Genomic DNA, 23800 nt, shown 5'->3' with positions numbered 1-23800 from the left:
TTTGAGTCGTTCATGTGAGGGAGGGGACAGTGCGAAAGGTTTCGCGTCAGTCGCTCCGGCATGCAGTGAGCCAGGCACGAAACCATCGTGCAGTCATCCGGGTCTTAAGCAACAGAGCGGGCATCGTATCGCGGTGTTTTCCGCGGTGTATTCCGATGAGGCGGGGGTGAGGCATATGGATATTTTCAGCCACTACACGACACGTTTCGAAGCACGCAGGGAAGAGGAATACAGCATCCAGGAATATCTGGAGATCTGTAAGAAGGATTCGACTGCGTATGCATCGGCAGCCGAGCGCATGTTGCGCGCCATCGGTGAGCCGGAGCTTATCGACACGCATCACGACCCGCGACTCTCGCGGCTGTTCTCCAACAAGATCATCAAGATCTATCCTGCCTTCCGTGAGTTTTACGGCATGGAAGACACGATCGAGCAAATCGTCTCGTTCTTCAAACACGCGGCGCAGGGCCTCGAAGAGCGCAAACAGATTCTGTATCTGCTCGGGCCTCCGGGCGGCGGCAAGTCGTCGCTGGCAGAGAAACTGAAGGTGTTGATGGAGGATGTCCCCATCTACTGCCTGAAGGGATCGCCGGTGCACGAGTCGCCTCTGGGCCTGTTCTCCTCAGAGGAAGACGGCAAGATTCTCGAGGAGGACTTCGGCATTCCGATGCGGTATCTCAATACGATTCCGTCACCGTGGGCCACCAAGCGTCTTAACGAATTCAACGGCGACATCACCAAGTTCCGCGTCGTGAAGGTGCGTCCGTCGGTGTTGCAGCAGATCGCGATTGCGAAGACCGAACCGGGCGACGAAAACAACCAGGACATCTCGTCGCTGGTCGGTAAGGTCGACATCCGCAAGCTCGAAGAATTTCCGCAGGACGATCCGGACGCCTACTCATACTCCGGCGGCCTCTGCCTGGCCAACCGCGGCCTGCTCGAATTCGTCGAAATGTTCAAGGCGCCGATCAAGGTGCTCCACCCGTTGCTGACCGCTACACAGGAAGGCAATTACAAGGGTACGGAAGGGTTCGGTGCGATTCCGTTCGACGGGATCGTGCTTGCCCACTCGAACGAAGCGGAGTGGCAGAGCTTCAAGGGCAATCGCAACAACGAAGCTTTCCTCGACCGTATCTATATCGTGAAGGTGCCGTACTGCCTGCGCGTGACCGACGAGGTGAAGATTTACGAGAAGCTCGTAAAGAACAGCTCGCTTGCGAACGCCCCGCGCGCGCCGAACGTGCTCAAGATGCTTGCCCAGTTCGCGGTGCTCACGCGTCTGAAAGAGCCCGAGAATTCCAACATCTTCTCCAAGGTCCGTGTCTACGACGGTGAGAACCTCAAGGACATCGACCCGAAGGCCAAGTCGTATCAGGAGTACCGCGACTACGCTGGGGTGGACGAAGGGATGACGGGCATGTCGACGCGTTTCGCCTTCAAGGTGCTCTCGAAGGTCTTCAACTTCGATAACACGGAAGTCGCCGCGAACCCGGTGCACATGCTGTACGTGCTCGAACAGCAGATCGAGCGCGAACAGTATGCGGGAGAAGTCGAGAAGCGCTATCTCGCCTACATCAAGGAATATCTGACGGCACCGTTCGTCGAGTTCATCGGCAAGGAGATTCAGACCGCGTATCTGGAATCGTACTCGGAGTACGGTCAGAACATCTTCGATCGCTACGTGAACTTCGCGGACCTGTGGATTCAGGATCAGGAATATCGCGATCCGAACACCGGAGAAATTCTCGACCGCACCGCGCTCAACGACGAACTGGAGAAAGTCGAAAAGCCGGCCGGGATTACCAATCCGAAAGACTTCCGCAACGAGATCGTCAACTTCGTGCTGCGGGCGCGCGCCAACAACGCGGGCAAGAATCCGCTCTGGACGAGTTACGAAAAGCTGCGCGCGGTGATCGAGAAACGCATGTTCTCGACGACCGAGGATTTGCTGCCGGTGATCTCGTTCAACGCGAAGTCGTCCAAGGAGGATCAGGAAAAGCACGCCAACTTCGTCAACCGGATGGTGGAAAAGGGCTATACCCCGAAGCAGGTTCGCCTGCTTGTGGAATGGTATCTGCGCGTGCGCAAATCCTCGTAGCAACCAATCGGGGCCACTATGTCAGCAATCATCGACAGACGGCAAAACGGCAAGAACAAAAGCGCCATCAATCAGCAGCGTTTCATCAAACGCTATCGCGACCAGATTCGTCGTGCGGTTGCGAAAGCGGTGTCTGGGCGCAAGATCACCGATATCGATGGCAGCGGACAGGTCTCGATCCCGGTCAAGGACATTTCGGAGCCGTTGTTTCACCACGGACCCGGTGGGCGGCGGGAGATGATTCATCCCGGCAACCGCGAGTTCGTGGTGGGCGACAACTTCGAGCGTCCGCCATCGGGCGCAGGGGGCGGCGGCAGCCGCGCCAGCGACTCGGGAGAGGGCGAGGACGATTTCGTCTTCAACCTCTCGCGAGAGGAGTTCCTGAAATTCTTCTTCGAGGACATGGCGCTGCCGGACCTCGCGAAACGTCGGCTTGCCCAGATTCCGGAGTTTCGCAAGGTACGTGCGGGCTATTCCATCGACGGTACGCCGTCGAACCTCAACGTCATTCGCACGATGCGCAGCTCGCTGGGCCGGCGCATCGCGCTCACCGCACCCTATCGCAAGCAGCTCCGTGAACTCGAAGCCGAGTACGCGGACATCGTCTCGCGCGAGGGAGATACATCGCCCAGAGCCCTGGCGCTCGCGCACGAAATCACGCATCTTCGTACGCGCGTCGAGGCGATTCCTTACATCGAAAAACTCGATCTGCGGTATTCGAACCGCGTCATGCAGCCGCGCCCGCAAGCGCAGGCCGTCATGTTCTGTCTGATGGACGTGTCCGGCTCGATGGACCAGAGCCGTAAGGACCTCGCCAAGCGCTTCTTCATGCTGCTGTATCTGTTCCTGCGGCATAACTACGAGCGCATCGATCTCGTGCTCATCCGTCACCACACCACGGCGAAGGAAGTGAACGAGGACGATTTCTTCTACGCGCGCGAGTCGGGCGGGACGGTGGTGTCCAGCGCACTCAAGCTGATGAACGAGGTCATCGCGGACCGGTATTCGCCGAGCGACTGGAACATCTACGGTGCGCAGGTCTCCGACGGCGATAACTGGGACGGCGACTCGCCGATCTGTCGCGACATCCTGATGCAGTCGATCATGCCGGCCGTGCAGTACTTCGCCTACGTGGAGGTAGCGAGCGCAGAACCGCAGAACCTGTGGAACGAGTACCTGTCGGTCAAGCAGCAGCATTCGAACTTCGCGATGCAACGCATCATGGAGGCGGCCGAAATCTATCCGGTGCTGCACGACTTGTTCAAGAAGAAGGCGGCCTGAGGGCCGTCTCCTAGCGTACCGATACCGGCCCGTGCCGGTACCGAAACGAGGGCGCGTCATGGCGTATATATCCACAGGGTCGGAATGGACGTTCGAGCTGATTCAGCGATACGAGCATGAGATCGCGCGTATCGCCGCCGGCTTCAAGCTCGACACGTACCCGAATCAGATCGAGATCATCACCGCCGAGCAGATGCTCGACGCCTATGCGACCGTCGGCCTGCCCATCGGCTATCACCACTGGTCGTACGGCAAGCATTTCCTGTCCTCCGAGCGCGGCTACAAGCGCGGGCAGATGGGCCTGGCGTACGAGATCGTCATCAACTCGAACCCCTGCATCGCGTATCTGATGGAGGAGAACAGTATGACCATGCAGGCGCTGACCATCGCGCATGCCAGCTACGGTCATAACTCGTTCTTCAAGGGCAATTACCTGTTTCGCACGTGGACCAGCGCCGACGCCATCGTCGATTACCTGCTGTTCGCGCGCAACTACATCACCGAGTGCGAACAGCGTTACGGTGAGCAGTCAGTGGAGTTGCTGCTCGACTCCTGCCACGCCCTGATGAACTACGGCGTGGACCGGTACAAGCGGCCGAAGCGTTTGTCGCTCGCGCAGGAGCAGGCGCGACAAAAGGAGCGCGAGAATTATTTGCAGATGCAGATCAACGATCTGTGGCGCACGTTGCCCAATCACGCCCTGCATGACGACGATGAGGACGACGGACTCGATCCCTCCGAATCGGACGAGCCGCCGTTCCCGGGCGAGCCGCAGGAAAACCTGCTGTATTTCTTCGAGAAGAACGCCCCGAAGCTGGCGCCGTGGCAGCGCGAGATCGTGCGCATCGTACGCAAGCTCGCACAGTACTTCTATCCGCAACGTCAGACCAAAGTCATGAACGAAGGCTGGGCGACGTTCTGGCACTACACGATCCTTCAGCAGCTCTACAAGGAGAAGCTCGTCAACGACGCCTTCATGATGGAGTTCCTGCACGCGCATACGAACGTCGTCTATCAGCCGTCGTTCGACAGCCCGTACTACAGCGGTCTGAATCCGTATGCGCTGGGCTTCGCGATGTTCCAGGACATCCGTCGCATGTGCGAGGAGCCAACCGACGAGGACCGTCTGTGGGCCCCGGATATCGCTGGCTCCGACTGGCTGACGACGCTCGACTTCGCCATGCGCAACTTCAAGGACGAGAGCTTCATTCAGCAGTTCCTCTCGCCCAAGGTGATTCGCGATCTGAAGTTGTTCTCTGTTCTCGACGACGATCGTGACAGCCGCTTGCGTGTGACGGCCATCCACAACGATTCGGGCTATCGCGAGATTCGCGAGATGCTGGCGCAGCAGTACAACCTCAGTCAGCTCGAACCGAATATTCAGGTGGCGCACGTCGATCTGCATGGCGACCGGTCGCTGACGTTGCGGCACGTGCAAAGCGAACGCAAACCGCTCGACGACAGCTTCGAAGAAGTGCTCAAGCACGTGGCGCGTCTGTGGGGCTTTACCGTGCGGCTGGAGACGGTGTTCGAAGACGGCCGCAGCGAAATGACGCACGAGACGAAGGTCGAGAAGCGGCGTCGCTACGCGCTGAGCGCCTGACGGGGGCGCGATGAAGATTCCGTTCGTCGCGCTCGATCACGTGGTGTTGCGGACCAACGATGTGGCACGCTTGCGGCACTTCTACATTGAGGTGCTGGGCTGCACGCTGGAAAAGGTGCAGGACGACATCGGACTGGTTCAGTTGCGTGCTGGCGACGCGTTGATCGATCTGGTCGACGTCGCAGGCAAGATCGGTCGTCAGGGCGGTGTCGCGCCCGGTCCGGAAGGACACAATCTCGATCACTTTTGTCTGCGCGTCGAACCGTTCGATGACGAAGCCATTCGCAAAGAACTTGCGTCGCACGGCGTGACTCTGGGGGACGTGGTGCAACGCTACGGTGCACACGGGGAAGGGCCGTCCTGCTATCTCAGCGATCCGGACGGCAACACCGTGGAACTCAAAGGACCGGCAACGTCGCCGCCGGTGGGCAAGCACTGATGTCGTTCGCCGCGCCAAACGTCACGCAGCGCACACCGCCAATCACGCCGCCATCTGCCCCATCACGCTCTGATCCCGCCCCTTGTGCTTCGCCTGATAAAGCGCCTTGTCCGCCTGGTCGAGCATCGCGCTGATCACGAGCGGCTCGCCCGGTTGCCATGAGGCAATGCCGACGCTGATGGTGATCGCCTCGCCCTCGTCGCGCGCGGCTTGTGGCAGCAGATCCGTACTCGCGCGCTTGACGGATTCGCGAATTCGGTCGGCCACACGTAACGCGGCGTGCTGGTCGATCTCAGGCAAGACCACCGCAAATTCCTCGCCTCCCAGACGAACGGCAAAGTCGCTCGGCAGTCGGATGCAATGCTGGATGGTCGTGGCGATGCGTTGCAAGACGGCGTCGCCGAACGGGTGTCCGTAGCGGTCGTTGACCTGCTTGAAGAAATCGATGTCGATCAGCAGAACGGACAGCGGAATCGCACGCTGTTGCACGCGTTCGGCGACGAGCCGGATGCGATTGTCGAAGTAACGGCGGTTATAGATGTGCGTGAGCGGATCGATGAAAACCTTCTCCACCAGATCCGTGTTGGTGAGCGCGAGCGATTGATACTGCCGTGTGATTTCCCACACCAGGGCGAGCGTGGCAACACCCGGCGACGCCAGCGCCAGCAAACGCGCCGCATACCATTGATACGACGCTTCGCTCGGTGCGGTAAGCGAGAGCAGCAACTGACACAGCGAGATCGAGACCACGACCCACACGAGCAGGAACAACTTGTGCGACAGGCGCGTGACGGCCGCGATACGCCACCACAGTGCCACGTAGGCGACGAAGAGGGCGGCGAGCGCGATCGTCTCGATGCCGACGCCGCCGGTCAGATGCGGCGTGACGAGCGTGCGTCCCGCGCCCACGATCGACAGCGAAACCGTCACCCAGATGATGAGGACCGTCGCGCCGTAACGCGCCGCCTCGGAGTAGCCGGGACGCGTGTGCGGGTCCATGCGCGTGCGAGAGTAGCTGCGCACGCTGAGCATCACATACGCGGCGAAGCTCGCTTCGGCAACGAGCCAGAGCCAGAAGGGCGCGCGGGTGACGTGTGCCGAGATGCCTGCCAACTGATTCGCGAGCAACACGCCTTCGGTAAACATGAACAGTCCGCGTAGCAGAAACGCGCATCCGAACTGCGCAAAATAGCGCTTACCGTTGTAGAGATATTGAACGCCTAGCAGACACGCCGTGGACAGATTGAGAATGCCGCCTGCCGAGACGAGAAAGAAGGTCAGCAAAGGATTGACTGTGCCTTCGAGCGTGCGCGCGAGGAATCCGGCAAGCGTGAGTGCGGCGCACGCAGCCAAAATGGTGGTCGCGGCGACGCGATTGCCCTGTTCGGTACGGCTGATGGTACTTTTCATAGTTGTTATTCGCCATTCAACGACCTCGTGCCCGCGCACGATCGCTTTCCTACCGTTCAATCACCGCGCCCGCAAACCGTCGCAAGATCGTTGCCTCGCGTTCCCGTTGCGTTTCCCCGATTTTGCGCTAAATGATTGAAAACTAAGATAAACCTTGGAGAATACACGAGTTTTTTCGAGTTGGCACTGGTTTCCGGGGAGGTACTCTAATTTCCCTTCGGAGACCAGATAACATGCGGATTCCGGACGGTCGGGACGTCGCTTGCCGCACCTGAATTCGCTCGCTTCGTGTCCCGGAAAATAAATCGCTGCGACACATCGATCCGCTGTGCGAAACATCGAAATTTCAGATTTCGGGACATTTAAAAACTGCATTCCCTTCGCAACTTTTCAATTCGCCGCAACGCCAGTGATGACGGTGGATTCGAGCGCACGCAATTAATAAGGACTGCGATTCATATGAGAAATGTATCGTGTAATTACGTGTAAATACGCCGGATTCATGACTAAAAACGTGCTACAGGTTGGCATCGACGCACTATCTGTACTAGAATAAAAAAAGCCAATCGCTGCGGTTGGCCCATAGAAACAAAAGCGTTGCCGGTGTTCCTCGTTGCGCCGGCGTCCGTTACATCACGCAATGAGTCTGTGCAGTAAAACTTTCGCGCGCTTTCAATAAGCGTGTATCGAGAGGCCCAGGCGCCCACGGCGTCGAAAGCTCGTCTCTCATGTCGCATTTCGCGACGCCTCGTTCGTCACCGTTGTCTTTCACAGACCTTCGGATCGAACACACCACAATTCGCAAGGCAGCTAACAGTTGTCATGCTTGATTGACCGCGTTGTCACGTGGGGCGATAGCTATTGCCGCGCGCGCAGCGCTGCCAACCCATTCAAAGGGAGCATGAACGTGGCGAAGCAGTATCGCATTCTCTATCTGGCCGGCTTCGGACTGCTCGGTGTTGCCGCCGCAGTCACCGGTCTGGTGTATTGGCTGGGCGTTGATTCGCTCGTCAAGTACCGGGGCGACCTGGTGTATTACACCCAGCAGCATCTCAAGCTCGTGGCGATTTCGATGACATTGGCCATTCTGGTCGGCGTGCCTGCGGGCGTGCTGATCTCGCGTCCGATGTTCGCGAAACACGCCGAGCGCGCGGTGCAGATCTTCAATATCGGCAATACGCTGCCATCACTCGCCGTGCTGGCGTTGTCGATGGCGGTGCTCGGTATCGGCGACCGCCCGGCCATTCTGGCGTTGTGGCTGGCTTCGTTGCTGCCCATCGTGCGTAACGCGTACGAAGGCCTTCGGCAGGTGCCGCCCGCGTTGCGGGAGTCGGCGCGCGGCATGGGCATGACGCCGGCGCAAGTGCTGTTTCGCGTCGACCTGCCCAACGCCATGCCAGTCATTATCGGCGGCGTTCGCACCGCGCTCGCGATCAACGTCGGCACTGCGCCGCTCGCTTTCCTGATCGGCGCGGACAGTCTGGGACAACTGATCTTCCCCGGCATTTATCTGAACGACCAGACCAAGCTGCTGCTCGGCGCGGCCGGCACTGCGCTGCTTGCGCTGGTGCTCGACGGCATCGTCGCCTTCGCCAGCGGGCTCTGGTTCGCGCGACACGGCACGCCGGCGCGCTGAAACATAGGAGACCCCTACGTATGCAAGTTTCGTTTTCTCGTACGCTCGCAGCGCGCGCGCTTCGTCTTCTGAGCGTCGTTGCCGTCGCGCTGGGTGTGATCGCGACGAGCGCTACCGCGCAGGCCGCCTCGCTCACCATCGGCGGCAAGAACTTTACCGAACAGTTGATTCTCTCGGAGATGACGGCGCAGTACCTGCGCAGCAAAGGGTATGACGTCGAACTGAAGAACGGCCTCGGCAGTGTGGTGATGCGTCAGGGCATGGAGAGCAATCAGCTCGACGTGGTCTGGGAGTACACCGGTACCTCGCTGATCGTCTACAACAAGGTCACGGAGAAGCTCGATCCGCAACAGACTTACGAGCGGGTCAAGGAACTCGACGGCAAGATCGGTCTCGTCTGGCTGAATCCCGCTGCGCTGAACAACACTTATGCGTTCGCCATGCCGGGCAAGATGGCGCGTGACGAAGGCATCGAGACGGTGTCGCAGCTCATCGAAAAATTCCGTACGAATCCGGACATGCAGTTCGCGTTCGACATGGAGTTCGTCGGTCGTTCGGACGGTCTGGAGCCGATGGAGCAACTCTACGATTTCCATCTCGCACGCCGCAACATCAAGCAGATGGACCCGGGCCTCGTCTACACCGCGCTCAGGAACGAGCAGATCGACGCCGGTCTCGTCTACACCAGCGATGGTCGCAACAAGGGCTTCGATCTGAAGGTGTTGGCCGACGACAAGGGCTTCTTCCCGGCTTACGCGGCCACGCCCGTGGTGCGCAAGGAAGTACTCGATGCAAACCCGAAGCTCGCCGACGAACTCAACGCGCTCTCCGCGAAGATCAACGACGAAAACATGCGCGACATGAACGCCAAGGTCGATATCGACCATCGTGCGGTGTCGCGTGTGGCGAGCGACTTCCTCAAGCAGGAAGGGTTGGTGCAGTAAGCGCGCATTGCGCGTTGCTGCTCCCGATAGTTACCGACTGAGGAGTCCCATGATTGAATTTTTGACGCACAACTGGCACCGCATCCTGACCCTCACCGGTCAGCATGCGTGGCTGGTGGCCGCCTCGGTTGGCGCGGCCATTGTGGTCGGCGTGCCGCTGGGCGTGCTGGTCACGCGTTTTCGCTGGCTGTCCGGCGCCGTGCTGGGTCTGGCGACGGTCGTGCTCACAATCCCGTCGATTGCCCTGTTCGGCCTGATGATCCCCGCACTGTCCGTCTACGGCATGGGGATCGGCCCTGCGCCTGCGGTAGCCGCCGTCTTCCTGTATTCGCTGCTGCCGATCATGCGCAACACGAGCCTCGCGCTGCGTCAGATCGATCCGAGCATTCGCGAAGCGGGGATTGGTATTGGCATGACGTTCTGGCAGCGTCTGCGCCTGGTTGAATTGCCGCTGGCCGTGCCGGTGGTGCTGGGTGGCGTGCGTACTGCCGTCGTGATGAATATTGGCGTGATGGCCATTGGTGCCATCGTCGGGGCCGGCGGTCTCGGGGTGTTGATCACCCAGGGGATCAGCCAGAGCGATACCCGACAGCTTGTCGTGGGTGCGGTCATGGTGAGTTTGCTCGCCATCGTCGCCGACACCCTGTTGCACCGCCTGCAGCGCGTGCTGACACCGAAAGGAATCCGAACCGTATGATCAAACTCGATAATCTCACCAAAAGCTTCGTCCAGAAGGACGGTACGCGTGTGACCGCCGTGAATTCGGTCAGCCTCGAAGTGCCGCCGGGCGAAATCTGCGTCTTCCTCGGCCCGTCGGGCTGCGGCAAGACGACCACGCTCAAGATGATCAACCGGTTGATCAAACCGACCTCCGGGCACATCCTGCTCAACGGCGAAGACACTGGCAAGATCAACGAAATCGAATTGCGCCGCCACATCGGCTACGTGATCCAGCAGATCGGTCTGTTCCCGAACATGACCATCGAGGAGAACATTACCGTGGTGCCGCGTCTGCTCGGTTGGGACAAGAAGCGCTGCCGCGAGCGTGCCACCGAACTGATGGCTATGGTCGCACTCGATCCGAAGCGTTACCTGTCGCGCTATCCGCGCGAACTCTCGGGTGGTCAGCAGCAACGTATCGGCGTGATCCGCGCGCTGGCGGCAGATCCGCCCGTGCTGCTGATGGACGAGCCGTTCGGCGCTGTCGATCCGATCAACCGCGAATCGATCCAGAACGAGTTTTTGCAGATGCAGCGTCAGTTGGGTAAGACCGTCATCATGGTCAGTCACGATATCGACGAGGCGATCAAGCTGGCGGACCGCATCGCGATCTTCCGTCAGGGGAGTCTCGTGCAGTACGCGCAACCGGATGCGCTGCTGGCGCGACCGGTCGACGAATTCGTCGCAAGCTTCGTGGGACATGACCGAATTCTCAAGCGCCTGCTGCTTGTGCGCGCCGAAGACGCCGCCACGCCGCAACCGACCGTCAAGCCGCAGACGACGCTGGCCGAGGCCTACGGCATGATGGACGAACTCGATACGCGTTCGCTCGTAGTCGTCGACGAGAGCGCGCGTGCATTGGGTTACATTGCACGTCGGGATACGCGGCACGCACAGGGCACGTGTGGCGAGCGCGTGCGGGACTTCAAGGCGTCGGCGGTGGCGGGCGACAACCTGCGGGTGCTGCTCTCGCGCATGTACGAACACAATCTGGCATCACTGCCGGTGCTGGGCGACGACAATCAGTACCTCGGCGAGGTGACGCAAGACTCCATCGCCGACTATCTGAGTTCGGGCAAGTCGCGCGGCAACGGTGGCGGTTCGATCATTACGCCGTCGCTGCCGGGCGCGCCCAATGTGGTGGCAAGCGTGCCATTCGGCGCTTCGATGTAAGCGCAGCACACGGTGCGATGTCGCTGAATGTCCCTGAATATGGGGAACGGTGCATGAGTTTCAGGGGCGGACGGGAGCGACCGCCTCTTGACGTATTCAAGGATGACGGCCCAGGTGGCCGTCATTTTTGCGTTTGACGGTTGCGCGTTTCGCTCAAGGCGAGGGCGATGCCGACAAATCGACAAACGGCACCATTGGACTGGCAAAGAAAACAGCAAGACAAGGAGTAGCAGGATGACGTGGGAAGCAGTGATGGCGTGGTTCGAAAATGCGCCGTGGGCGCGCATGGCCGGATCGTTGGCGATGCTGATTGCAGCGGCCGCGCTGGTGCAGGCGGTGGCGCAGTTCGTGATCGTGCGGATCGTACGCATCGTGGTGCAGAGAACGGCGAATCGTTGGGACGATGCGTTGCTCGCGCATCGCGTCTTCCACCGGGCGGCGCGCATTCTGCCGTACCTCGTCATTCAGTTCGGCATCGAGTGGGTGCCGGATCTACCGGCGAAGGCGGTGATCGTCATCAGCAATGTGGCCCTCGCCACGACGCTGCTCTACGCAACGCTCGCTATCGTGGGCATTCTCGACGCCGCACAGACCGTCTACGCGATGTCGGAACACGCACGCACGCGCTCGATCAAGGGGTACGTCCAGCTCGGCAAGATCGCGCTTTACGTGGTGGCGTCGATTGGTATCGTCGCAACGATCGTCGACCGTTCGCCGTGGCTACTGCTTTCCGGCCTGGGCGCGATGTCGGCGGTGCTGTTGCTGGTATTCAAGGACACGATCATGTCGTTCGTCGCCAGCGTGCAACTCACGTCGAACGACATGCTGCGCGTGGGCGACTGGATCGAGATGCCGCAGGTCGGGGCCGATGGCGACGTGGTGGATATCGCGTTGCATACGGTGAAGGTGCAGAACTGGGACAAGACGATCACGACGATTCCGACGTGGCGTCTGATTTCGGAGAGCTTCCGCAACTGGCGCGGCATGCAGCAGTCGGGCGGGCGCCGTATCAAGCGCACGCTGTGTATCGACGCTGGCAGCGTCGGATTCCTGAACGCCGACGAGATCGCGCATTTATCCCAGGTGCATCTGCTGGGCGGCTATCTGTCGGAAAAACAGCGTTCGATAGCGGATGCCAATGCGGCGCTCGGTGTCGCGGCGGGCGTGCTGGCGAACACACGGCGTCTGACGAACATCGGCACGTTTCGCGCGTATGCGCTGGCGTATTTGAAGGCGCATCCGAACATCCACCAGGGCATGACATGCATGGTGCGCTCGCTCCAGCCGTCGGCAACGGGCATTCCGATCGAACTGTACTGCTTCACGAACACGATCGTGTGGGCGGAGTACGAGCGTGTGCAGGGCGACGTCTTCGACCATCTGCTGGCCATCCTCCCCGAGTTCGGCCTGCGCATGTACCAGAACCCCGCCGGTGCAGATCTGATGCGCTGGGGGCAGCGCGACGCCTAATCGCATTGCCGTGCGCAGGCTTCAGGAAAATTCCGGAAAGCTTTGGCATCTGTTTACTTCGATGTGTCACGCTGCGACGATATCCACGAATCCACGCAAGAGGGATGACGGGGTAATGATTTGGAGTGAGAGATGAACGACGACTATACGATTGAAGTAGTGTGGTATCCCAATGCTGACGCACGGCCTGAGGACTTTTGTGTCGACGACACGGAGGATGAGCTGATTCAACTGCGGCGCTTCCCCAACGACGCGGATCCCGCAGAGGAGTAAATGTGCTGAAACGAGGTGAGATTTGGATCGCACGTTTCGATCCGGCAATCGGATGTGAAATGGGGAAGACGCGTCCGTGTGTCATTTTGTCGCCTTCGCCGATGAATAAGCACACGCAAACCGTGATCGTGGCACCGCTCACATCGTCGGACGCCTCTCGATTCAGTGTCTCCACGACATATGGCGGACGGCAGGGCGCGATGCAGTTAAGCCATCTTAGATCGATGGATAGGCAGCGATTAGTTCGACATTCGGGGGCACTGGATCGGCACGCGTTGAGACGTGCCATGGCACGCCTGCGGAGCGTTTTCTCTGAGGAGGTTGGCGAAGCTGGCGATTGATCCATCGCCGTGACGCAAGTTGCAACAAAAGAAAAGGGCTCCCGAAGGAGCCCTCATTCTTTAAGCGTTCGCGCAAGGATGTTACGGGTGCCATGAATGCTTCGTGTACCCTAAATCACACCCTAAATTGCGCCTTAAACCGCCGACTCGTCCAACGTCGGATAGTCGACGTAACCTCGTGCGTCGCCACCATAGAGCGTGTCGCGATTCAGGGCGTTGAACGGGCCGCCGCGCTTGAGACGTTCGACCAGATCCGGGTTCGCGATGAACGGCTTGCCGAAGGCGATCAGATCCGCGAGGTTTTCTTTGCGGGCCTTGAGCGCCAGTGCGAGGTCATAGCCGTTGTTCGCCATGAACGTGCCCTTGAAGAGGCGGTGCAGCTTCTGAAGGTCGAAGCCGCCTTCCACTTCACGCGGACCACCCGTTGCGCCTTCGACGACGTGCAGATACACGAGGCCAAAACGGTTGAGTTGCTCGACGGCATACGTGAAGACCGGTTCCGGATTGCTGTCGCCGCAATCGTTCGCCGGGCTGATCGGCGAGAGGCGAATGCCCACGCGATCGGCGCCCCAGACGTCGACAACTGCTTGCGTGACTTCCAGCACGATGCGCACGCGGTTCTCGATGCTGCCGCCGTACTGGTCGGTGCGATGGTTCGTCTTGTCGCGCATGAACTGGTCGAGCAGATAACCGTTCGCCGCGTGAATTTCAACGCCATCGAAACCGGCGCGCTTCGCGCACTCAGCTGCATGACGATACTGTTCGATGATGCCCGGGATCTCGGACGTCTCCAGCGCGCGCGGCACCGGATGCGGCTCGAAGCCATGCTCAGTGAACGCCTGACCGGCCGGTTGAATCGCCGACGGTGCGACCGGCAGTGCGCCCTCAGGTTGCAGCGACGGGTGCGAGATGCGGCCTACGTGCCAGAGTTGGCAGAAGATCTTGCCGCCCTTGGCGTGCAGCGCGTCCGTGACCTGCTTCCAGCCAGCGACTTGTTCATCGGTGTAAATGCCCGGCGTAAAGGCGTAGCCCTTGCCTTGCTGCGAGATGTTGGTGGCTTCGCTGATGATGAGCCCGGCCGATGCGCGCTGCGCGTAGTACTCGGCGACCATCGGGCCCGGCACGTCGCCCTGGCTGGCGCGGCTGCGCGTGAGGGGGGCCATGACGATGCGGTTGCTCAGTTCGAGGGGGCCGAGCTTGTACGACGAAAACAGGTCGGTATCGAGCGCGGCGAGTGGGGTGTGTTGCGAGTCCGTCATTGCTGAAGGTCCTGTGAAAGTGGGGGTTGCTGTGCTGCACAAAACTCGCACAGGTTACGGCAATTTTCTTGGCCTTGCTGACGACGAAATCGTCGCAACGGCCAACGTGCCGCCAATAAGAAACTCGCCGGTCTTCCTGCACCAAAACAGGGAGACGCGGCGAGTTGTCGGGGTATTTCGATGCAGGCGAGTTTTCGACCGATTCGTCGTAAATTTCGCGACTAACGGGCCGAAAACACGCTGGAATCAGCCGATTCAGGCATTCGCGGCCACCGGACGCTTCGGCGCATGCGGGGCGATGCGCAACACCATGAACGCGCCGATGATGCACACGCCGCCCGACAGCATCGAGGCCATCGTGTAATTGCCGAGCGTTGCACGCAGCGAACCGGCGACCAGTGCTGCCGTTGCAGCGCCTAGCTGATGGCCCGCCACGATCCAGCCGAAAACGATCGGAGCCATCGTCTTGCCGAACACGTCGGTCGTCAGACGCACCGTCGGCGGCACCGTCGCGATCCAATCCAGACCGTAGAACAGCGCGAAGAGCGGAATGCCGAAGAAATCGAAGCCGAAAGCGTAAGGCAGATAGATCAGCGACAGACCGCGCAGTCCGTAGTACCAGAACAGCAGCACACGGCTGTTGTAGCGGTCAGAGAGCCAGCCCGACGCCGTGGTGCCGATAAGGTCGAGAATGCCCATCGCGGCCAGAATGCCCGCGCCCTTCACCTCGGAGATGCCATAGTCGCCACACATCGCGATGAAGTGCGTGCCGATGTAACCGTTCGTGCTCGCGCCACAGATGAAGAAGCTGAAGAACAGCAGCCAGAAATCACGCTTGCCAGCCGCCATACGCAGTGCCGAGAGCGCCGCCGTGAGCGGATTGCCTTGCGTAAGTTGCACGTCGGGGGCGTCTTCCGGTGCGCCGACCGGGCGCAGGCCGACCGATCCCGGACGCTCCGGCACAAGGATTGCGACAAGCGGCAGAACGATAGCCGCCACCGCTGCCACGATCAGGACCACCGGCCGCCAGCCGTAGTTTTCCGTGATCGCGGCCATGATCGGCAGAAACACCATCTGTCCGGTCGCCGAGCTGGCTGTAAGAATGCCCATCGCCAGACCGCGATGCGTGTGGAACCAGCGGTTCGAGACCGTGGCCGCGAGCGTCACGGCCGCGACGCCGGTGCCACCGCCCACCATCACGCCCCAAATCAGCACCATCTGCCAGGGTGCAGTCATTAGCGACGAGAGCGCCGTGCCCGATGCGAGCAGCAGCAGGGCAACCATGACCGTGGGACGAATGCCGAAGCGCTGCATGGCGGCCGCCGCGAACGGTCCGGTCAGGCCGTACAAGGCCAGATTGACGGAGATCGCCAGCGAAATCGTGGCGCGGCTCCAGCCGAAGTCGTGTTCGAGCGGCACCATCATGACGCTGGGCGTCGCGCGAATGCCCGCCGAAGCGAGCAGGACCAGGAAAATCACGCCGACGACGATCCACCCGTAGTGGAAGCGCCCGTCGATGCGCCTTGCAAGTGCAGCCTTCATGGCGGAGATCCTTGCTGCGGTTCGGTCTTTGCCGTTTTAAGGGGCTTAAGCGGTTTTAAAAGCCGAACCGGGAACGTTTGCGGGAACCGCACGGTCTACGTTCATCGATAGACTTGTGACTGAGCGGTAACATGAGGTTGCCATGTTATGAACCGATCGGTAACATGTCAAGTATTCCTTTTTGACGGCAGGGCTTTTGCAACGCCCGCGTCAATGGCAAACCACAGTTCAGGGAGCGCCGGATCATGGCCAAATCGTCAACATCTTCCGTGCCCGTCGAGGTTGTCTCGCCGACCGGTGGGGCAGACGCGATGAAAGCGGGCACCGATGTCGTCGCCGAAACCGCGGGCGAAAGCGTAAGCGCGACGTCCAATGCGGCCCCCGCGACGGCCCGCCGCCGCAGTGCTGCGTCTCGTGCGGCCAAGCCGGGGCGGCACGTCACGCCCGCGCCGATTGCGCAGCAGCACCTGCTCGACGCGGCCGTCGAGTTGTTCCATACAGAGGGGGTGCGCGCCGTGGGCGTGGACGCCGTCGTCAAGCGCGCGGGCGTCAACAAGATGAGCCTGTATCGCCAGTTCGCGTCGAAGGACGATCTGATTCTGGCGTATCTCGATCATATGCAGACGGCGAGTCTTGCGCGCATCGACGAGAGCATCGCGAAGCGCCCGGGCGAACCGCGTGCGCAGATGTTGCAGATTTTCGTGGATCTGGCCCAGCGGGCGAGCCGTCCCGGCTATCGCGGGTGCCCGTTCGTCAACGTGGCGGCGGAATTCCCCGATCCGGACCACGCGGCGCGTCATTCGGTCGTGAATTACAAGGCGGAAGTGGTGAAGCGTTTCACCGCGCTGGTGACAGCAGCCGGTCTCGAGGAACCGGCACCGCTGGTCGATGCGCTGTCGCTGATTCTCGAAGGCGCGTATGCCGCGAGCCAGACCTTTGGGCCGGGCTCGGCACCGCTGCGTATCTTGCCGACGGTGGCGCGTCAGATCATCGACGCGGGCATGGCGGGAGAGCTGAGCGCCACGTAACCACGGTGGCTAACGTCGAGGATATGACGGCGGGCGGCGAACGACGGTCGCGGACACGCGCCGACCGTCGTCACAATGCCGAAGACCTCAGGCCGCCAGACGCTGCATCGCGACCGCAGCGGTGCCGCGCGTCATCGGGGCATTCGCCCCATCTGACGTCGCTGCACCGTTCATGCCGCCGTTCATGCGGAAAGCGGCCACCGCCTGATCGAGCGCACGCGCCTGATCTTCCATGGACGCCGCCGCTGCGGCCGCCTGCTCCACGAGCGCAGCGTTCTGCTGCGTGACTTCATCCATCTGCGTCACGGCACGGCCGACTTGCTCGATGCCGTGACTCTGCTCTTCCGACGCCGCCGAGATCTCTCCCATGATGTCGGTGACGCGTCGCACCGCCTGCACGACGTCGTGCATCGTCTGGCCCGCCTGCGCCACGAGCACCGAGCCGTCCTGCACGCGGCCGTTCGACGACTCGATCAGTTCCTTGATTTCCTTCGCGGCGGCAGCGCTGCGCTGGGCCAGCGTGCGCACCTCGCCCGCGACGACGGCGAAGCCGCGTCCCTGCTCACCGGCGCGTGCCGCTTCCACCGCCGCGTTCAGCGCAAGAATGTTCGTCTGGAAGGCAATGCCGTCGATCACGCTGATGATGTCGACCACTTTGCCCGAGCTTTGCGAGATGCCTTCCATCGTGGCCACCACCTGATCCACGACCTGTCCGCCGCGCACCGCGATGGCCGACGCGTTCTCCGCGAGTTGACTCGCCTGACGCGCGTTGTCGGCGTTCTGACGCACGGTCGACGTCAGTTGCTCCATCGACGATGCCGTCTCCTCCAGCGCGGCCGCCTGCTGTTCCGTGCGCGCCGACAGGTCGGTGTTGCCTTCGGCGATCTCGCGCGCGGCAAGCGTGATGGCGCTGGTGCCGCCGCGAATGCGTCCGATCATTTGTTGAAGATTGCCCTGCATGCGCTGCATCGCGTGGAGCAGGCTGGCGCCGTCGCCCTGACGCAGACGGACTTGCGTGAGCAGATCGCCGTCGGCAATGCGCGTGGCGATATCCGTCGCGTACTCCGGCTCGCCGCCAAGACTTTGCTGGACGTTACGGATGATGAGCAGCATGACGCCCGACACCGCCAGACCGATGACGGCGAGCATGGCCCCCCAGCGCAGCAGCGCCCCGACGAAGGCAGCATTGATGTCGTCGACGTAGACGCCGGTCGTCAGATACCAGTCCCAGGGCTGATACACGCCCACGCGGCTGATCTTTTCGACGGGTTTGTCCGAGCCGGGCTTGGGCCAGAGATATGAGACGAACGGGTCGTTGGTGCGTGCGGCAGCGACGATGTCCGAAAACATGAGCTTGCCCGACGGATCGCGGAACTGGCTCATGTCGCGGCCTTCGAGCTTCGGATTGACCGCGTTCAGCACGATCACGCGCTGCGAGTTCAAGATACCGAAATAGTTTTCGCCGTCGTAGCGGATCGCGCCGATTTGCTCGCGGGCGGCCTTTTGTGCGTCCGCGACGCTCATTTCCCCGCGCTCGGCGCGTGCGGCGTAGTGCTTGGCCAGACTCAGTCCGGCATCGACCACGTGGGTCAGGCCCGCCCGGCGCTCGGCGAGCATGGTGTCGCGCTGCGCCCATGCGCCCCAGATCGCCATCGCCAGCAGGCTGACCCACATCAACGCGACGGCAGACCACAACTTCGCTTTCAGACTCAATCGCTGCATTACTTTGTCATCCCCACTGATTCCGCTTTGGTGTTGCACGCGGTGGCCGTACGTGACGGGGGTTCCCATCCGTGCAGTCCGACTATCGACATTTTTGATCGGTTGTCGGCACCCTCGGAAGAAGGTGCGGACCGAACGTGTGCTAACGGCAGTCCTGGCGAGGACTTGAGCTTTGCGAGCGCACGCGAAGGCTTGCGCACCCTTGCAGCGAGTGACGATCGGCTGTGTTAGCCGGGTCAGCCGTGTCAGCCGTGAATTACGACCATCAGGCCACGCGCGACCGACTTGCCGACGTTACGGATCGCGTGGGCGCGGTCGGCGGGGTAGCGGGCCGTCTCGCCCGGTTTGGCGCGGCGCGCGACGTGTTCGACCTCGATGTCGACCTGCCCGTCGAACACGGTGAAGTGCTCGCGCGTGCCCGGATCGTGCGGCTCGGAGACGAGCGCCGCGCCGGGTTGTAGCGTCAGTTCGTACCACTCGAATTTGCCCGCCAGCTCCATCGGCCCGAGGATCTTCAACTGATAGGCCTGTTCGGCACCCGCGAGCGTCGGCGTCTCATGTTTGCCGAAAATGCGCACCGGTTCCGGGTCGCCGGACGGCGCACCCAGCAACTGGTCCAGACGCACGCCCAGTGCGTTGGCGAGCCGCCAGGCCACGGCGATGGTCGGATTGGCCTTGTCGCGCTCGATCTGGGAGAGCATCGACTTGGAGACGCCGGACGCGCGCGAGAGCGTCTCCAGCGTCATGCCACGATCCTTGCGCAGTTGCTGAATCATGTCGCCGACGGGCGGCGGGGCGATCGGAGACGCCGCAGAGGCTGCGGGAGTACTTGCCATATGAATTCCGGGATATTAGAATTTTTCAATATATTGAAACTAGTTCAATATAAAGTATAGTTTCCGATAAGTTGGATGCCGTGATGGCTGCATGGTAGCAGAGCGGGTTCGCCCTGCACCGCTGAAACCGCTGGACGCATAGGAGATGCGCACGATGACCGCACAAACCCAGGAAGCCCGCGAGGGCTTCTACCGTCAACTGACCGAACGACTCGAAGACACGCGCCGTCAGGGCCTTTTCAAGCAGGAACGCGTGCTCATGTCGCGGCAGGGGCCGGAGGTTATGTGCGACGACGGGCAGACGCGTATCAACCTGTGCGCAAACAACTATCTGGGGCTCTCTGGCAGCGAATCGCTCGTCAAGGCGGGGCAGAAGGCACTGGAAGACTTCGGCTTCGGTCTGTCGTCGGTGCGCTTCATCTGTGGCACGCAAGGCCCGCATAAGGAACTCGAAGCCCGCATCGCCGCCTTCCTCGGCACGGAAGACGCGATCCTCTACGCTGCGGCGTTCGACGCCAACGGCGGCGTGTTCGAACCGCTCTTCGACGAGCAGGACGCCATCATCTCCGACGCCCTGAACCACGCCTCGATCATCGACGGCGTGCGGCTTTGCAAGGCGCAGCGTCTGCGCTACGCCCACAACGACATGGACGACCTGGAGCGTCAGTTGCAGGCCGCGGCCGGGGCGCGTCACCGCATCATCGTCACGGACGGTGTGTTTTCGATGGACGGCACGATTGCGCAACTCGACCGCATCGTGGCGCTGGCCGAGCAGTACGGCGCGCTCATCATGATCGACGAGTGTCACGCGTCCGGCTTCATGGGGCCGACGGGACGCGGCACGCACGAGCACCACGGCGTGCTGGGCAAGATCGACATCATCACCGGCACGCTGGGCAAGGCGCTCGGCGGGGCGATGGGGGGCTTCACGGCGGGACGTCGCGAAGTGATCGAGACACTGCGCCAGCGCTCGCGCCCGTATCTCTTCTCCAACAGCCTCGCACCGGCCATTGTCGGGACGTCGCTGGCGGTTTTCGACGAACTCGAACACTCGTCGTCGCGCCGCGAACAACTCCATGCGAACACGGCGTTTTTCCGTCAGGAAGTGGCGGCGCTGGGCTTCACGATCAAGCCGGGCACGCATCCGATCGTCCCCGTCATGCTGTTCGACGCCACGCTCGCCCAGAACTTCGCGCAGCGTCTGTATGAACTGGGTGTGATTGCCACGGGCTTCTTCTACCCGGTGGTGCCGCAAGGTCAGGCGCGTGTGCGCGTGCAGCTTTCGGCGGCGCATACCCGCGAACACCTCACCCGTGCGCTGGCGGCGTTCGCTCAGGCCGGTAACGAACTCGGCATTCTCAAGCAAGGTTGAACATGGAACGAATTCTCATCATTGGCGCCAACGGGCAGATCGGCAGCGAACTCGTCGAAGCGCTGGCCGCGCAGTATGGCAACGAGAATGTCGTTGCCACCGACATCGCCCCGGGGCCGTCGCGTCATCCGGTGCATTACGAAACGCTCGACGTACTCGATGCGGCGCGTCTGAGCGCGTTGGTCGAGCGCTTCGGCATCACACAGATCTTCCATCTGGCGGCGCTGCTCTCGGCTACAGGCGAAACCCGTCCGCTGCAAGCCTGGACGCTCAACATGAATGGCCTGCTCAACGTGCTCGAACTAGCGCGTGAGCATCAGAGCAAGGGGAAGAATCTGCGCGTGTTCTGGCCGTCGTCGATCGCGGCGTTCGGGCCGCACACACCGGCGGTGGAAACCCCGCAGCTCGCCATCATGGATCCGACCACGATGTATGGCATCAGCAAGCAGGCGGGCGAGCGGCTGTGCGAGTACTACTTCACGAAGTTCGGGGTGGACGTGCGCAGCCTGCGCTATCCGGGCGTGATCAGCTTCAAGACGCCGCCCGGCGGCGGCACGACCGATTACGCCATCGACATCTTCCAGGCGGCCCGCCGTGGCGAGACGTACACGTGCTTCCTGAAGGAGGACGCCACGCTGCCGATGATCCATATGCCGGATGCCGTGCGCGCTACGCTGGAACTCATGAATGCCGACGCCTCACGCCTGCGCGTGCGTTCGTCGTACAACGTGGCTGGGGTGAGTTTCGACCCGAAGACGCTCGCGGCTGCGATTGCACGTCGCGTGCCGGGGTTCACGGTGAAGTACGCGCCGGACTTCCGTCAGGCGATTGCCGAGACGTGGCCGCACACGCTCGACGACACGCATGCCCGCTACGACTGGGGCTGGAAGCCTGCCTTCGATCTGGACGCCATGGTGGACGACATGCTCGCCAACGTGCCGCTCGACTGGCACGCGCCTGCGTTGGGAAACGCGGCCTGAACGAGAGCGAGGCCGACGGGGCAGGCGTCTGAGAGATGACGCCGGCCCGACCGCGATGTCGTGACGCCGCGATGCTTACTTCGGGTGATGCACCGCGTAGTAAGCGAGCGCGGCGAGTACTGCACACGTCACGGCGAACACGCGACGGCGCCAGCGGTAGGCGGGGGTGAAGCTGATGGCGCGTGCGCGGCCTTCTTCTTTGGAGTGGTAGTAGCTCATATTGCACCTTCTCGTATCTGGTACACGGTCTTCGCCGCAAAGAGAACCTGCTCCAGCCCTTGTCTATGCGCCCCCCGGCACACGACACGCAGGTTCTGAGTCGATTATGCGACCGCACAAAAACGACCGCTAATCAGTATCTATACCGATAGGTGTGGCCTTTTTGACACGGTCTCCCGTCGGCCGATTCGTTTCGACGAAGACCTCGAAAGCGGCTGAGCGCGCCGGTTTCGTCCCTTTTGCGTCCCTTTCCCCGCCTTGATCGTCAATCGCCACGGCCTGCTGGCCGAGGTTCCCCCCTGCCGGTGCCGGGGCATTGGCTCGACGAACGTATCTCTCGAAAATCGAGGTACGCAAAGAATCCACATTTCCCCGCTTGCGCCCCGCGAGGCGCGCTGAAACAATGCCTGAAAACGGTGGCCACGCCGATGGCCACTTCCAACTCGTCGTTGCGATCACGCCTGGGGAGGGTCGTGCCATGACGTCGAACACGCGCCGCACCATCGTTTGCGGCCCCGGCGGTAGTGTCTTCGGACGCACCGTTTTAGTCGCTGCTGCTAGTGCTGCTGCTGGCCTCGCCAGTCTTTTTGCGGTGAGCGTCCATGCGCAGGAAGCCATGCTGCGCGCCAACAATCAGGTCTGGTTCGGTGTCGGTGCCCAGCGCCTGAACTACTGGGAAACCATCGCCCCCGGCAAAAGCGACTCCGAGAGCGGAACGACCGCAGCCTTTGCGTTGACGGCGTCCACGCAGCGGCAGTTGTTCGGCATCTCGAATCTGTACTTCGGCGCTCAGGTGCGGGTGGCGCACGGCAACGTGAATTACGGTGGCTATTTACAGGACGTCGCCGGTCGCGTGATCCAGTCGAATTACGGGATGACCACGCGCTCGACGGCCACGGATGTCACCCTTAAGGCCGGTAAGGCCATTCCGTTCCATCTCGGGACGTGGAATGCGCAGGTCATTCCGTACGTCAGCTACAGCTATCGCGACTGGATTCGCGACAGCAGCCGCGATCCTTACGGTTTCTATGAGCGCTACCGTCATCACGTGGTCGGGGGCGGCCTCATGGGACAACTGGAGCTGACGTCGAAGCTCGTAGCGACGGCGGACATTCGCGCTGGCGCGATGGTCGGCTCGTCGATGACGCTCGCTGGCTCGCAGAACACCTTCAATCTCGGCAACAAACCGGTCGTGGTGGCGGGCTTAGGACTGGATTACGCAGTGGCGCGCAACTTCCACGTGAATGCGACCTACGAGTGGTCGCGTTTCCAGTACGGACGTTCCAGCGTCACGCAAGTCAGCCCCGGCGTGAATGCCTACGAGCCCGACTCGAAGACGATCAACCAGACATGGATGATCGGCGCAGGCTACGCATTCTGAGCCGAACGGGCGGTCACGAAAGCGACAGCAGAAACAACAACGCCGCGCGGTCGATCGACTCGCGCGGCGTTGT

21 protein-coding genes are annotated in these 23800 nt (G+C 61.4%); 15 read left to right on the top strand and 6 right to left on the bottom strand.

Going from position 1 to position 23800, the window contains the following annotated elements; all coding sequences use genetic code 11:
- Positions 1-175 precede the first annotated feature (175 nt).
- From PCO31010_RS25160 to PCO31010_RS25145, 4 genes are read left to right on the top strand one after another with little or no spacing between them, the layout of a single operon-like run.
- On the top strand, positions 176-2098 hold the full coding sequence (locus PCO31010_RS25160; protein ID WP_150575965.1) for a PrkA family serine protein kinase: 1923 nt from the start codon (positions 176-178) through the stop codon (positions 2096-2098).
- A gap of 18 nt (positions 2099-2116) precedes the next feature.
- The gene (locus PCO31010_RS25155) at positions 2117-3379 is read left to right on the top strand and encodes a YeaH/YhbH family protein (protein ID WP_046289793.1); all 1263 of its coding nucleotides are present in this window, start codon (positions 2117-2119) and stop codon (positions 3377-3379) included.
- A gap of 58 nt (positions 3380-3437) precedes the next feature.
- Positions 3438-4982, top strand: coding sequence for a SpoVR family protein (locus PCO31010_RS25150; protein WP_150666659.1), 1545 nt, complete (start codon positions 3438-3440; stop codon positions 4980-4982).
- A gap of 10 nt (positions 4983-4992) precedes the next feature.
- Positions 4993-5421 carry a VOC family protein gene (locus tag PCO31010_RS25145; RefSeq protein ID WP_150666658.1) on the top strand — a complete coding sequence of 143 codons (429 nt, stop codon included), beginning with the start codon at positions 4993-4995 and terminating at the stop codon, positions 5419-5421.
- 42 nt (positions 5422-5463) lie between these two features.
- Here PCO31010_RS25145 and PCO31010_RS25140 read toward each other — a convergent pair whose 3' ends face one another.
- Positions 5464-6831, bottom strand: a complete 1368-nt coding sequence (locus tag PCO31010_RS25140; protein WP_150666657.1) for a GGDEF domain-containing protein — start codon at positions 6829-6831, stop codon at positions 5464-5466.
- 901 nt (positions 6832-7732) lie between these two features.
- Here PCO31010_RS25140 and PCO31010_RS25135 point away from each other — a divergent pair.
- The 7 genes from PCO31010_RS25135 (at position 7733) to PCO31010_RS27230 (ending at position 13388) form a co-directional block, all read left to right on the top strand.
- The gene (locus PCO31010_RS25135) at positions 7733-8467 is read left to right on the top strand and encodes an ABC transporter permease (RefSeq protein WP_046289789.1); all 735 of its coding nucleotides are present in this window, start codon (positions 7733-7735) and stop codon (positions 8465-8467) included.
- A gap of 20 nt (positions 8468-8487) precedes the next feature.
- A complete protein-coding gene (locus PCO31010_RS25130) occupies positions 8488-9411 on the top strand; it encodes a glycine betaine ABC transporter substrate-binding protein (protein WP_150666656.1) in 924 nt (307 codons plus the stop codon).
- 49 nt (positions 9412-9460) lie between these two features.
- Positions 9461-10108: an ABC transporter permease gene (locus PCO31010_RS25125; protein ID WP_039393117.1), complete on the top strand. Its 648-nt coding sequence runs from the start codon at positions 9461-9463 to the stop codon at positions 10106-10108.
- Positions 10105-11304 (top strand): osmoprotectant ABC transporter ATP-binding protein OsmV, encoded by a 1200-nt coding sequence (locus tag PCO31010_RS25120; protein ID WP_150666655.1) that lies wholly within the window; start codon positions 10105-10107, stop codon positions 11302-11304. Before PCO31010_RS25125 ends, PCO31010_RS25120 begins: the two co-directional genes overlap by 4 nt.
- A 234-nt stretch (positions 11305-11538) precedes the next feature.
- Positions 11539-12774, top strand: coding sequence for a mechanosensitive ion channel family protein (locus tag PCO31010_RS25115; RefSeq protein ID WP_150666654.1), 1236 nt, complete (start codon positions 11539-11541; stop codon positions 12772-12774).
- 132 nt (positions 12775-12906) lie between these two features.
- Positions 12907-13047 carry a hypothetical protein gene (locus PCO31010_RS26740; RefSeq protein ID WP_174985165.1) on the top strand — a complete coding sequence of 47 codons (141 nt, stop codon included), beginning with the start codon at positions 12907-12909 and terminating at the stop codon, positions 13045-13047.
- Between the two features lie 2 nt (positions 13048-13049).
- A complete protein-coding gene (locus tag PCO31010_RS27230; RefSeq protein WP_150666653.1) occupies positions 13050-13388 on the top strand; it encodes a type II toxin-antitoxin system PemK/MazF family toxin in 339 nt (112 codons plus the stop codon).
- Between the two features lie 134 nt (positions 13389-13522).
- On the opposite strand, the gene PCO31010_RS25105 is transcribed toward PCO31010_RS27230, so the two are convergent.
- Both PCO31010_RS25105 and PCO31010_RS25100 read right to left on the bottom strand, forming a co-directional pair.
- Complete coding sequence (locus PCO31010_RS25105; RefSeq protein ID WP_150666652.1) at positions 13523-14647, bottom strand: alkene reductase; 1125 nt, start codon at positions 14645-14647, stop codon at positions 13523-13525.
- A gap of 255 nt (positions 14648-14902) precedes the next feature.
- Positions 14903-16189 (bottom strand): MFS transporter, encoded by a 1287-nt coding sequence (locus PCO31010_RS25100; RefSeq protein ID WP_150575976.1) that lies wholly within the window; start codon positions 16187-16189, stop codon positions 14903-14905.
- Positions 16190-16434: 245 nt separating this feature from the next.
- Here PCO31010_RS25100 and PCO31010_RS25095 point away from each other — a divergent pair, with 245 nt between their 5' ends.
- Positions 16435-17217, top strand: coding sequence for a TetR/AcrR family transcriptional regulator (locus tag PCO31010_RS25095; RefSeq protein ID WP_246184769.1), 783 nt, complete (start codon positions 16435-16437; stop codon positions 17215-17217).
- Between the two features lie 87 nt (positions 17218-17304).
- On the opposite strand, the gene PCO31010_RS27110 is transcribed toward PCO31010_RS25095, so the two are convergent.
- Both PCO31010_RS27110 and PCO31010_RS25085 read right to left on the bottom strand, forming a co-directional pair.
- Positions 17305-18939, bottom strand: coding sequence for a methyl-accepting chemotaxis protein (locus tag PCO31010_RS27110; RefSeq protein ID WP_150666651.1), 1635 nt, complete (start codon positions 18937-18939; stop codon positions 17305-17307).
- Between the two features lie 245 nt (positions 18940-19184).
- Positions 19185-19775: a helix-turn-helix domain-containing protein gene (locus PCO31010_RS25085; RefSeq protein WP_150666650.1), complete on the bottom strand. Its 591-nt coding sequence runs from the start codon at positions 19773-19775 to the stop codon at positions 19185-19187.
- A 154-nt stretch (positions 19776-19929) separates the two neighbouring features.
- Between PCO31010_RS25085 and kbl the strand changes: the two genes are divergently transcribed.
- Entirely contained in the window at positions 19930-21147 is a 1218-nt protein-coding gene (kbl, locus tag PCO31010_RS25080) for a glycine C-acetyltransferase (RefSeq protein ID WP_150666649.1), read from the top strand.
- Positions 21148-21149: 2 nt separating this feature from the next.
- Complete coding sequence (locus PCO31010_RS25075) at positions 21150-22127, top strand: NAD-dependent epimerase/dehydratase family protein (protein WP_174985162.1); 978 nt, start codon at positions 21150-21152, stop codon at positions 22125-22127.
- A gap of 75 nt (positions 22128-22202) precedes the next feature.
- On the opposite strand, the gene PCO31010_RS26735 is transcribed toward PCO31010_RS25075, so the two are convergent.
- A complete protein-coding gene (locus PCO31010_RS26735) occupies positions 22203-22346 on the bottom strand; it encodes a hypothetical protein (RefSeq protein WP_157127442.1) in 144 nt (47 codons plus the stop codon).
- A gap of 403 nt (positions 22347-22749) precedes the next feature.
- On the opposite strand from PCO31010_RS26735, the gene PCO31010_RS25070 reads away from it, so the two are divergent.
- Positions 22750-23727 carry a hypothetical protein gene (locus PCO31010_RS25070; protein WP_150666647.1) on the top strand — a complete coding sequence of 326 codons (978 nt, stop codon included), beginning with the start codon at positions 22750-22752 and terminating at the stop codon, positions 23725-23727.
- The last annotated feature ends 73 nt before the right edge of the window (positions 23728-23800 follow it).

Origin of the sequence: Pandoraea commovens, assembly GCF_902459615.1 — a bacterium.
Classification (GTDB): Bacteria; Pseudomonadota; Gammaproteobacteria; order Burkholderiales; family Burkholderiaceae; genus Pandoraea; species Pandoraea commovens.
The sequence above is the reverse complement of the archived record's forward strand: the minus strand, read 5'-3'. Positions and strand labels throughout refer to the sequence as shown.

Bases quoted from the DNA above. Each gene is read 5' to 3' on its own strand.
- PCO31010_RS25085 (WP_150666650.1), bottom strand. From the start codon at position 19,775: ATGGCAAGTACTCCCGCAGCCTCTGCGGCGTCTCCGATCGCCCCGCCG.
- PCO31010_RS25130 (WP_150666656.1), top strand. From the start codon at position 8,488: ATGCAAGTTTCGTTTTCTCGTACGCTCGCAGCGCGCGCGCTTCGTCTT.
- kbl (WP_150666649.1), top strand. From the start codon at position 19,930: ATGACCGCACAAACCCAGGAAGCCCGCGAGGGCTTCTACCGTCAACTG.
- PCO31010_RS25115 (WP_150666654.1), top strand. From the start codon at position 11,539: ATGACGTGGGAAGCAGTGATGGCGTGGTTCGAAAATGCGCCGTGGGCG.
- PCO31010_RS25150 (WP_150666659.1), top strand. From the start codon at position 3,438: ATGGCGTATATATCCACAGGGTCGGAATGGACGTTCGAGCTGATTCAG.
- PCO31010_RS25100 (WP_150575976.1), bottom strand. From the start codon at position 16,189: ATGAAGGCTGCACTTGCAAGGCGCATCGACGGGCGCTTCCACTACGGG.
- PCO31010_RS25070 (WP_150666647.1), top strand. From the start codon at position 22,750: ATGCCTGAAAACGGTGGCCACGCCGATGGCCACTTCCAACTCGTCGTT.
- PCO31010_RS26735 (WP_157127442.1), bottom strand. From the start codon at position 22,346: ATGAGCTACTACCACTCCAAAGAAGAAGGCCGCGCACGCGCCATCAGC.
- PCO31010_RS27110 (WP_150666651.1), bottom strand. From the start codon at position 18,939: ATGCAGCGATTGAGTCTGAAAGCGAAGTTGTGGTCTGCCGTCGCGTTG.
- PCO31010_RS25155 (WP_046289793.1), top strand. From the start codon at position 2,117: ATGTCAGCAATCATCGACAGACGGCAAAACGGCAAGAACAAAAGCGCC.
- PCO31010_RS25145 (WP_150666658.1), top strand. From the start codon at position 4,993: ATGAAGATTCCGTTCGTCGCGCTCGATCACGTGGTGTTGCGGACCAAC.
- PCO31010_RS25075 (WP_174985162.1), top strand. From the start codon at position 21,150: ATGGAACGAATTCTCATCATTGGCGCCAACGGGCAGATCGGCAGCGAA.
- PCO31010_RS25120 (WP_150666655.1), top strand. From the start codon at position 10,105: ATGATCAAACTCGATAATCTCACCAAAAGCTTCGTCCAGAAGGACGGT.
- PCO31010_RS25160 (WP_150575965.1), top strand. From the start codon at position 176: ATGGATATTTTCAGCCACTACACGACACGTTTCGAAGCACGCAGGGAA.
- PCO31010_RS25135 (WP_046289789.1), top strand. From the start codon at position 7,733: ATGAACGTGGCGAAGCAGTATCGCATTCTCTATCTGGCCGGCTTCGGA.
- PCO31010_RS25105 (WP_150666652.1), bottom strand. From the start codon at position 14,647: ATGACGGACTCGCAACACACCCCACTCGCCGCGCTCGATACCGACCTG.
- PCO31010_RS25095 (WP_246184769.1), top strand. From the start codon at position 16,435: ATGGCCAAATCGTCAACATCTTCCGTGCCCGTCGAGGTTGTCTCGCCG.
- PCO31010_RS25140 (WP_150666657.1), bottom strand. From the start codon at position 6,831: ATGAAAAGTACCATCAGCCGTACCGAACAGGGCAATCGCGTCGCCGCG.
- PCO31010_RS25125 (WP_039393117.1), top strand. From the start codon at position 9,461: ATGATTGAATTTTTGACGCACAACTGGCACCGCATCCTGACCCTCACC.
- PCO31010_RS26740 (WP_174985165.1), top strand. From the start codon at position 12,907: ATGAACGACGACTATACGATTGAAGTAGTGTGGTATCCCAATGCTGAC.